This window comes from Cellulomonas olei, from assembly GCF_039548315.1.
In the GTDB taxonomy this organism is placed as follows: domain Bacteria; phylum Actinomycetota; class Actinomycetes; order Actinomycetales; family Cellulomonadaceae; genus Cellulomonas.
In genome coordinates this window covers 1-7,796 of the sequence record NZ_JBCLVN010000088.1, presented here as the reverse complement: position 1 = coordinate 7,796, position 7,796 = coordinate 1, and the positions used below count along the sequence as shown (strand labels likewise).

Below are 7,796 nucleotides of genomic sequence, written 5' to 3'. Positions count from 1 at the left end.
CGCCTCGGAGGCCGCGAAGGTCGCCGGCCAGGCCACCGACGTCGCCGCCGCGACCAACGAGCAGGTCGCCCGCCTGGGCGTGTCCTCGCAGGAGATCGGCAACGTGGTGAAGGTGATCACCTCCATCGCGGAGCAGACGAACCTGCTCGCGCTGAACGCCACGATCGAGGCGGCGCGCGCCGGCGAGGCCGGCAAGGGCTTCGCGGTCGTCGCCGGGGAGGTCAAGGAGCTCGCGCAGGAGACCGCGCGCGCGACCGACGACATCGCCCGCCGCGTCGAGGCCATCCAGAACGACACGGGCGCCGCCGTCGTGGCCATCGGGCAGATCGCGCAGATCATCGCGTCGATCAACGACTACCAGCTGACCATCGCCTCGGCCGTGGAGGAGCAGACCGCCACGACCAACGAGATGTCCCGGTCGATGGCCGAGGCCGCCACGGGCTCCGGGGAGATCGCCACCAACATCACCGGGGTCGCGGGCGCCGCGTCCCGCTCGGCGGGCGTGCTGGGCGAGGTCTCGACCCACGTGGCCGAGCTCGCGACGCTGTCCGCCGACCTGCACGACAGGGTCGCGCGTTTCACCTACTGACGGCCCGCTCCGGCGCCGTGCGCCGCTCAGGAACCGGCCGCACCGACCGATCAGAACCTCGAACCGGCCGGTGCGGCCGGTCCATCGCGTCCCAGGGGAGCCCATGACCAGGATCCGTGTGCTGGTGGTCGACGACTCGGTCGTCGTCCGCCGGCTGGTGACGGACTCGCTCTCACGCGACCCCGACATCGAGGTGGTGGGCTTCGCGTCCAACGGCCGCATCGCGCTGGCCAAGGTCGAGCAGCTCGGGCCGGACCTCGTCACCATGGACATCGAGATGCCGGAGATGAACGGCATCGAGGCGGTCCGTGCGCTGCGGCGGGGCCGGCAGACCATGCCGATCATCATGTTCTCGACGCTCACCGAGCGGGGCGCGTCCGCCACCCTGGACGCGCTCGTCGCGGGCGCCACGGACTACGTGACGAAGCCGGCGAACGTCGGCAGCGTCCAGGAGTCGCTGGACCGGGTCGCGAGCGAGCTGATCCCCAAGATCAAGGCGCTCGTGCCGCGCCGGGGCCTCCCGGGCGGCGGCGCCGCAGCGGCGGGCCCGGCCGGCGCAGGCGCGGCGCAACCCGCGCCGGCCGGCGCCGGTCGCCCGGCGGCGTCCGCCCTGTCCGGCCCGGTCGCCGGGGCCGCGTCCGCGCGGCGCCCCGTCGTCCTGAGGCCCGCGCCGACGCCGCACCCGGTGTCCGCGGTCGTCCTCGGGTCGTCCACCGGCGGCCCCGAGGCGCTGTCCCGCGTGCTCGGCGCGCTGTCCGCCCCGCCGCCCGTGCCGGTGCTCGTCGTGCAGCACATGCCCCCGGTGTTCACCCGCCAGCTCGCGGCCCGGCTCGACCGGCTCGGCCCGGCGACGGTCGTGGAGGCCACCGACGGCGAGGCGCTGCGGCCGGGCACCGTCTACGTCGCGGCCGGCGACCACCACCTGGAGGTCGCCCGCACCGCCGGCGCCCTGCGCACCGTGCTCACCGACGGCCCGCCCGTGAACTTCTGCCGCCCGGCGGTGGACGTGCTGTTCCGCTCCGCCGTCCGGGAGCTCGGCGGGCAGCTGCTCGCGGTCGTGCTCACCGGCATGGGTGCGGACGGCCGCACCGGCTGCGAGGACGTCGTCGCCGCCGGCGGCACCGTGCTCGTCCAGGACGAGGCCACCAGCGTCGTCTGGGGCATGCCCGGCGCCGTCGCCACGGCCGGCCTCGCCCACCGCGTCCTGCCTCTCGGGGAGGTAGCCCCCGCCCTCGAGGCCGTGCTCGCCCGTGCGGGCAGCCGGCCGCCCGCACCGATCGGAGGTCGGCCATGAGCCTGACCCAGGACACGTTCGCCTTCGTCGCCGACGTCGTGCGTCGTCGCAGCGCCATCCAGCTGGAGGCCGGCAAGGAGTACCTCGTGGAGAGCCGGCTGCTGCCGCTCGCGCGCGAGGGCGGCCACGCCGGCGTCGACGCCTACGTCCGGGAGGTCCGCGCGGGTCGCCGCGAGTCCGACCTCGCGCAGATCGTGGAGGCGCTCACCACCAACGAGACGTCCTGGTTCCGGGACGCCACGCCGTTCTCCGCGCTGCGCACCCACGTGGTGCCCACGCTGCGGGCCGAGCGGCCGGTGCTGGACTCGGTGCGGGTCTGGTCGGCGGCGTGCTCGACCGGCCAGGAGCCGTACTCGATCGCGATGACCCTCGCGGACGTGCTCGGCCCCGGCGTCCGCGTCGAGATCACCGCGACCGACCTGTCCGACCAGGTGCTCGCCCAGGCGCGCTCCGGCCGGTACTCCCAGCTCGAGGTCAACCGCGGCCTGCCCGCCCCCATGCTGGTGCGGCACTTCCAGCGCTCCGGCGCGGACTGGCAGATCTCCGACGCGCTGCGCCGGGCGGTGACGTTCCAGAAGCACAACCTGCTGGACCTGCCGCCCGCCGGGCCGTTCGACATCGTGTTCCTGCGCAACGTGCTCATCTACTTCGACCTCGAGACGAAGCGCTCGATCCTGTCGCGCGTGCACCGCGTGCTCAAGCCGGGCGGGTTCCTCGTGCTCGGCGCCGCGGAGACCACGATCGGCGTCGACGGGGACTGGGAGCGCGTGCCCGTCGAGCGCGGCTCGGTGTACCGGCCCGTGCACGGCGGCCTCGTGCCCCGCCCGCGGCCCGCCCCGGCCGCGGCGGTGCCCGTCGGTGCGGCAGCCGCACCCGCGCGGACCGCCGCCGCCTGGCCGACCAGCACCCCGCTGCCGCCCGCGCGACCGCGCGTGGGAGCGCCCGTCTTCCCCACCGCCCCGGCCGGCCGCCCCGGCACACCCGAACAAGGAGTGACGCGATGAGAGCCCTCGTCATCGACGACTCGCGGACCATGCGCCGCATCGTCGCGAGCGCCCTGGAGGACCTCGGCTTCGCCACGGTCCAGGCCGGTGACGGCCAGCAGGCGCTCGACGTGCTGGAGTCCGGGGAGCAGGTGGACCTCGCCTGCATCGACTGGAACATGCCGGTCATGGACGGGCTGACGTTCGTCACCCGCGTCCGCGCCGTCCCCGCGTGGCGGAACATCACGCTGATGATGGTCACGACGGAGAGCGAGCACGGGCAGATCGTCCGGGCCCTCGCGGCGGGCGCCCACGAGTACCTCATCAAGCCGTTCACCATCGACGCCATCCGCGACAAGCTCGACCTGCTCGGGCTCGTCCCTGCCGAGGAGCCCGTATGACCGCCGCCGTGGAGCACGACCAGGTGTACGCGATCGCCGAGGAGGTGTTCGCCGCCATGATCGACGGCGAGCCCGGCTACCTGCGCCCCTGGGAGGGCGACGTGCCGGTGCCCGCCGAGCCGCTGGTCGCCTGGGTGGACGTGCACGGCGAGCTCGCCGGCCGCGCCGCGGTCACCACGGACGTCCCCACCGCGCACGAGCTCACCCGGGCGCTGCTCGGGATGGACGCCGGCGAGCCGGTCGGCCCGGAGGACCTCGTGGACGCGTTCGGGGAGGTCGCGAACGTCGTCGGTGGCAACGTCAAGGCGCTGCTGCCGTCGCAGGGCACGCTGAGCCTGCCGCAGGTCGCCGCCGAGCTGCCGGTCGTCCCCGGTACCTCGCTCACCCACGAGCTGCGCCTGGACTGGCGTGGACGTCCCGTCGTCGTCGTGGTCTGGTTGTTCCCGTGACCGCAGCGCCGACCGCCCGACCCGCCGCGGCCCCGGCCCCGGCACCCCGACCCGAAGGGAAGTGACGAGCATGATCCGCGTGCTCATCGCCGACGACAGCCGCGTCATGCGGCAGATCGTGATCCGCACGCTGCGCCAGGCCGGCTACGACTGGGACGTCCGCGAGGCGTCCGACGGCCAGGAGGCGCTCGAGGCGGTCCGCGCCGACGAGCCGGACGTCGTGCTCTCGGACTGGAACATGCCGAACCTCACCGGCATCGACCTGCTGCGCCGGCTGCGTGCGGAGGGCTTCTCGACGCCGTTCGGCTTCGTCACCTCGGAGGGGTCGGACGAGATGCGCACGCTCGCCGACGAGGCGGGTGCCCTGTTCCTCATCGCCAAGCCGTTCACCGCGGACACGTTCCGCGACGCGATCGAGCCGGTGCTGGCATGAGCGGGACGCCGCTGCCCAGCGCCCTGGAGGTCCGCGAGCTCTGGGAGGGCCTCGTCGGCCGGGACATCGAGGTCGCCACGGGCGGCCCGATGGTCGACCCCGTGCTGAACGGCGGCGCGCTCGTGGGCGTCTTCGTCGACCGGCTCATGAAGCTGTCCGCGCTCGTGCTGTTCGACCTGCCGCTCGCCGCCCACCTCGGTGCGGCGATCGCCCTGGTGCCGGCCCGCACGGCGCAGACCGCCGTGGAGGAGGAGACCCTGCCCGCCGCGCTCGCGGAGAACGCCGGGGAGATCCTCAACGTCACCGCCGCGCTGTTCAACGTCGGCGACGCCCCGCACCTCAAGCTCGACGCCGTCTACGCGCCGCGCGACCCGCTGCCCGCCGACGTGGCGCAGTGGGTGCTCGCGTACGTGCGGCGGCTCGACCTGGAGGTCGAGGTGTCGGGGTACGGGCGGGGCTGCGCGTCGGTGCTCGTCATCTGACCGTGCCCGGGGCGGGCCGCCGGGCGCGCCGTGTTTCCGGGGGGTAAACGTTCACGGACGGGGGCGCAGCGGCCTTCACGGTTCTGCCACACTTCGCCCCATGTCCACCACCTCCACGGGGGCGCCCGCGTCTGCGCCCGTCCAGCCGCGGAACGCGATCAACCGGTTCTTCAAGATCTCCGAGCGCGGCTCGACGATCGGGACCGAGATCCGCGGCGGCCTCGTCACCTTCTTCACGATGAGCTACATCATCGTGCTGAACCCGCTGATCATCGGCACCGTCCAGGACGGCTCCGGGTCGTTCCTCGGCGGCGGGTCCGAGCCCAACATCGGCATGATCGCCGCCACCACGGCCCTCGTCGCCGGCGTGATGTCCATCCTCATGGGCGTCGTCGCGAACTTCCCGCTGGCGCTCGCCGCCGGCCTCGGCCTGAACGCCGTGGTCGCCTACTCCATCGCCTCGCTGCCCGACATGACGTGGGCCGACGCGATGGGCATCGTCGTGCTCGAGGGCCTCATCATCCTGGTGCTCGTGCTCACCGGGTTCCGGGAGGCGGTCTTCAAGGCCGTCCCGATGGAGCTCAAGACGGCCATCAGCGTCGGCATCGGCCTGTTCATCGCCTTCATCGGGCTGGTGGACTCCGGCTTCGTCCGCATCCCGCTCAGCCAGGCCACGCCCGTGGAGCTCGGCATCGCCGGCTCGCTGGGCTCCTGGCCGCTGCTCGTCTTCGTCGTCGGCCTGTTCCTCGCGATCATCCTCATGGCCCGCAAGGTCAAGGGCGCCATCCTCATCGCGATCGCCTCCGCGACCGTCCTCGCGATCGTCGTCGAGGCCGTCGGGTCCATCGGCGGGCAGAGCGCGGAGAACCCGGGCGGCTGGGAGCTCAACGTCCCGCAGCTGCCCGACAGCGTCGTGGCCACGCCGGACTTCTCGCTGCTCGGCCAGTTCTCGCTGTTCGGCTCGATCGAGAAGATCGGCCTGGTCGCCGTGATCCTGCTGGTGTTCTCGGTGATGATCGCGGACTTCTTCGACACGATGGGCACGATGGTGGCCGTCGGCGGCGAGGCCGGGCTGCTCGACGAGCAGGGCAACCCGCCGCGCACCAAGCAGATCCTCGTGGTCGACTCCCTGGCCGCCGCGGCCGGCGGTGCCGCCTCGGTGTCGTCCAACACGTCCTACGTGGAGTCCGCCGCGGGCGTCGGCGACGGTGCCCGCACCGGTCTCGCGTCGGTGACCACCGGCATCGCGTTCCTGCTGGCGACGTTCCTGTCCCCGCTGGTCGACATGGTGCCGTTCGAGGCCGCGACCCCCGCGCTCGTCGTGGTCGGCTTCCTCATGGTCATGCAGGTCTCGGGCATCGACTGGAAGAACTTCGAGGTCGCCGTCCCCGCGTTCCTCACGATCGTTCTCATGCCGTTCAGCTACTCGATCACCGTCGGCATCGGCGCGGGCGTCATCTCGTTCATCGTCATCAAGCTCGCGATGGGCAAGGCCCGCCGCGTGCACCCGCTGATGTGGGTGGCCGGCGCGCTGTTCGTCGTGTACTTCCTCATCGGCCCGATCAAGGGCTGGCTCGGCCTCTAGGCCCGACGTCCCAGACCGGTCGACGCCGGCCCCGTGAGACTCGCGGGGCCGGCGTTCCCGTTTTGTCCTGTGTGCCAGCGCGGCACCCCGCAGGGTAGGTTCGACGCCGTCCCCACGTGTCGGTCGAAGGAGCAGTCATGCGCGTGTCGGTCATCGGGTGCGGCTACCTGGGAGCCGTGCACGCGGCCAGCATGGCCAAGCTCGGTCACACCGTCGTCGGGGTCGACGTCGTCCCCGCGAAGATCGAGATGCTCGCCGCCGGCAGGGCGCCGTTCTACGAGCCCGGCCTGCCCGAGCTGCTGACGGAGTCGCAGGGCACCGGCCGGCTCGAGTTCACCACCGACACCGCCGCCGTCGCCGGGGCGCAGGTCCACTTCCTCTGCGTCGGGACCCCGCAGAAGCACGGCGAGTTCCGCGCCGACCTCAGCTACGTCGAGGACGCGTTCGCGGCGCTGCTCCCGCACCTGCAGCCCGGCGACCTCGTGGTCGGCAAGTCCACCGTCCCCGTCGGCACCGCGGAGGCGCTCGCCGAGCGGCTCGCCGGCACGGGCGCGACGCTCGTCTGGAACCCCGAGTTCCTGCGCGAGGGCTTCGCGGTCCAGGACACCCTGCACCCCGACCGCCTCGTCTACGGCCTCCCGACCGACGACGACGGCGAGCCCACCCCGGAGGGCGAGCGCGCCCGGCTCCTGCTCGACGAGGTGTACGCGACGCCGCTCGCCGACGACACGCCGCTGGTCGTCACCGACTACGCCACCGCGCAGCTCGTGAAGGTCGCCGCGAACTCGTTCCTCGCGACCAAGATCTCGTTCATCAACGCCATGGCCGAGCTGTGCGAGGCGACCGGCGCCGACGTCACCCGCCTCGCCGACGCCATCGGCTACGACGCACGCATCGGCCGCCGGTTCCTCAACGCCGGCCTCGGGTTCGGCGGCGGCTGCCTGCCCAAGGACATCCGGGCGTTCATGGCCCGCGCCGGCGAGCTCGGCGTCGACCAGGCGCTGTCGTTCCTGCGCGAGGTCGACGCGATCAACATGCGCCGCCGGGTCCGCATGGTCGACCTGGCCCGCGAGGTCTGCGACGGGTCCATCGTCGGCCGCCGCATCGCCGTGCTGGGTGCCGCGTTCAAGCCCGACTCGGACGACATCCGCGACTCGCCGGCCCTGTCGGTCGCCGCGCAGATGCAGCTCCAGGGCGCGCACGTCACGGTCACCGACCCGCAGGCCGTCGACAACGCCCGCGCCGCCTGGCCGGGCCTGGCGTTCGCGCCGACCGTCGAGGAGGCCGTGACCGGCGCGGACGTCGTGCTGCTCGCGACCGAGTGGGCCGAGTACCGCGCGCTCGACCCGGAGTCGATCGCGGGCCTCGTCGCGGAGCGCCGCATCCTCGACGGCCGCAACGTGCTGGACCCGGCCCGCTGGCGCGCGGCCGGCTGGACGTACCGCGCCCTCGGCCGCCCCTGACCCGCGCCCGTCCGCCGTCCCTGTCCTTCACCGCCCGCCCGCGCCTCGCGTCGAGATTGCAGCAGACGCGGGGTTCGTCGCCTTGGCGTCCAGTGGTTGTTGCAACGTGGTCCTCAT

Annotated in this window: 9 protein-coding genes; all 9 read left to right on the top strand. The window is 73.2% G+C overall.

Annotated elements, in window-relative coordinates; all coding sequences use genetic code 11:
• Positions 1–589 (top strand): methyl-accepting chemotaxis protein (locus AAHH18_RS17925; protein WP_343302555.1); only part of this gene is annotated, 589 nt, incomplete at its 5' end.
• Positions 590–692: 103 nt separating this feature from the next.
• Positions 693–1,883 (top strand): protein-glutamate methylesterase/protein-glutamine glutaminase, encoded by a 1,191-nt coding sequence (locus AAHH18_RS17920; protein WP_343302554.1) that lies wholly within the window; start codon positions 693–695, stop codon positions 1,881–1,883.
• Positions 1,880–2,887 carry a CheR family methyltransferase gene (locus AAHH18_RS17915; protein WP_343302553.1) on the top strand — a complete coding sequence of 336 codons (1,008 nt, stop codon included), beginning with the start codon at positions 1,880–1,882 and terminating at the stop codon, positions 2,885–2,887. The genes AAHH18_RS17920 and AAHH18_RS17915 overlap by 4 nt, the downstream gene beginning before the upstream one ends.
• On the top strand, positions 2,884–3,267 hold the full coding sequence (locus AAHH18_RS17910; protein WP_283321492.1) for a response regulator: 384 nt from the start codon (positions 2,884–2,886) through the stop codon (positions 3,265–3,267). The genes AAHH18_RS17915 and AAHH18_RS17910 overlap by 4 nt, the downstream gene beginning before the upstream one ends.
• Positions 3,264–3,716 (top strand): chemotaxis protein CheX, encoded by a 453-nt coding sequence (locus tag AAHH18_RS17905; RefSeq protein WP_283321491.1) that lies wholly within the window; start codon positions 3,264–3,266, stop codon positions 3,714–3,716. Before AAHH18_RS17910 ends, AAHH18_RS17905 begins: the two co-directional genes overlap by 4 nt.
• Positions 3,717–3,786: 70 nt before the next feature.
• Positions 3,787–4,149, top strand: a complete 363-nt coding sequence (locus AAHH18_RS17900) for a response regulator (protein WP_283321893.1) — start codon at positions 3,787–3,789, stop codon at positions 4,147–4,149.
• A complete protein-coding gene (locus tag AAHH18_RS17895; protein ID WP_343302552.1) occupies positions 4,146–4,631 on the top strand; it encodes a hypothetical protein in 486 nt (161 codons plus the stop codon). The genes AAHH18_RS17900 and AAHH18_RS17895 overlap by 4 nt, the downstream gene beginning before the upstream one ends.
• A 100-nt stretch (positions 4,632–4,731) precedes the next feature.
• Positions 4,732–6,216: an NCS2 family permease gene (locus AAHH18_RS17890; RefSeq protein WP_343302551.1), complete on the top strand. Its 1,485-nt coding sequence runs from the start codon at positions 4,732–4,734 to the stop codon at positions 6,214–6,216.
• Between the two features lie 137 nt (positions 6,217–6,353).
• A complete protein-coding gene (locus tag AAHH18_RS17885; protein ID WP_343302550.1) occupies positions 6,354–7,679 on the top strand; it encodes a UDP-glucose dehydrogenase family protein in 1,326 nt (441 codons plus the stop codon).
• The last annotated feature ends 117 nt before the right edge of the window (positions 7,680–7,796 follow it).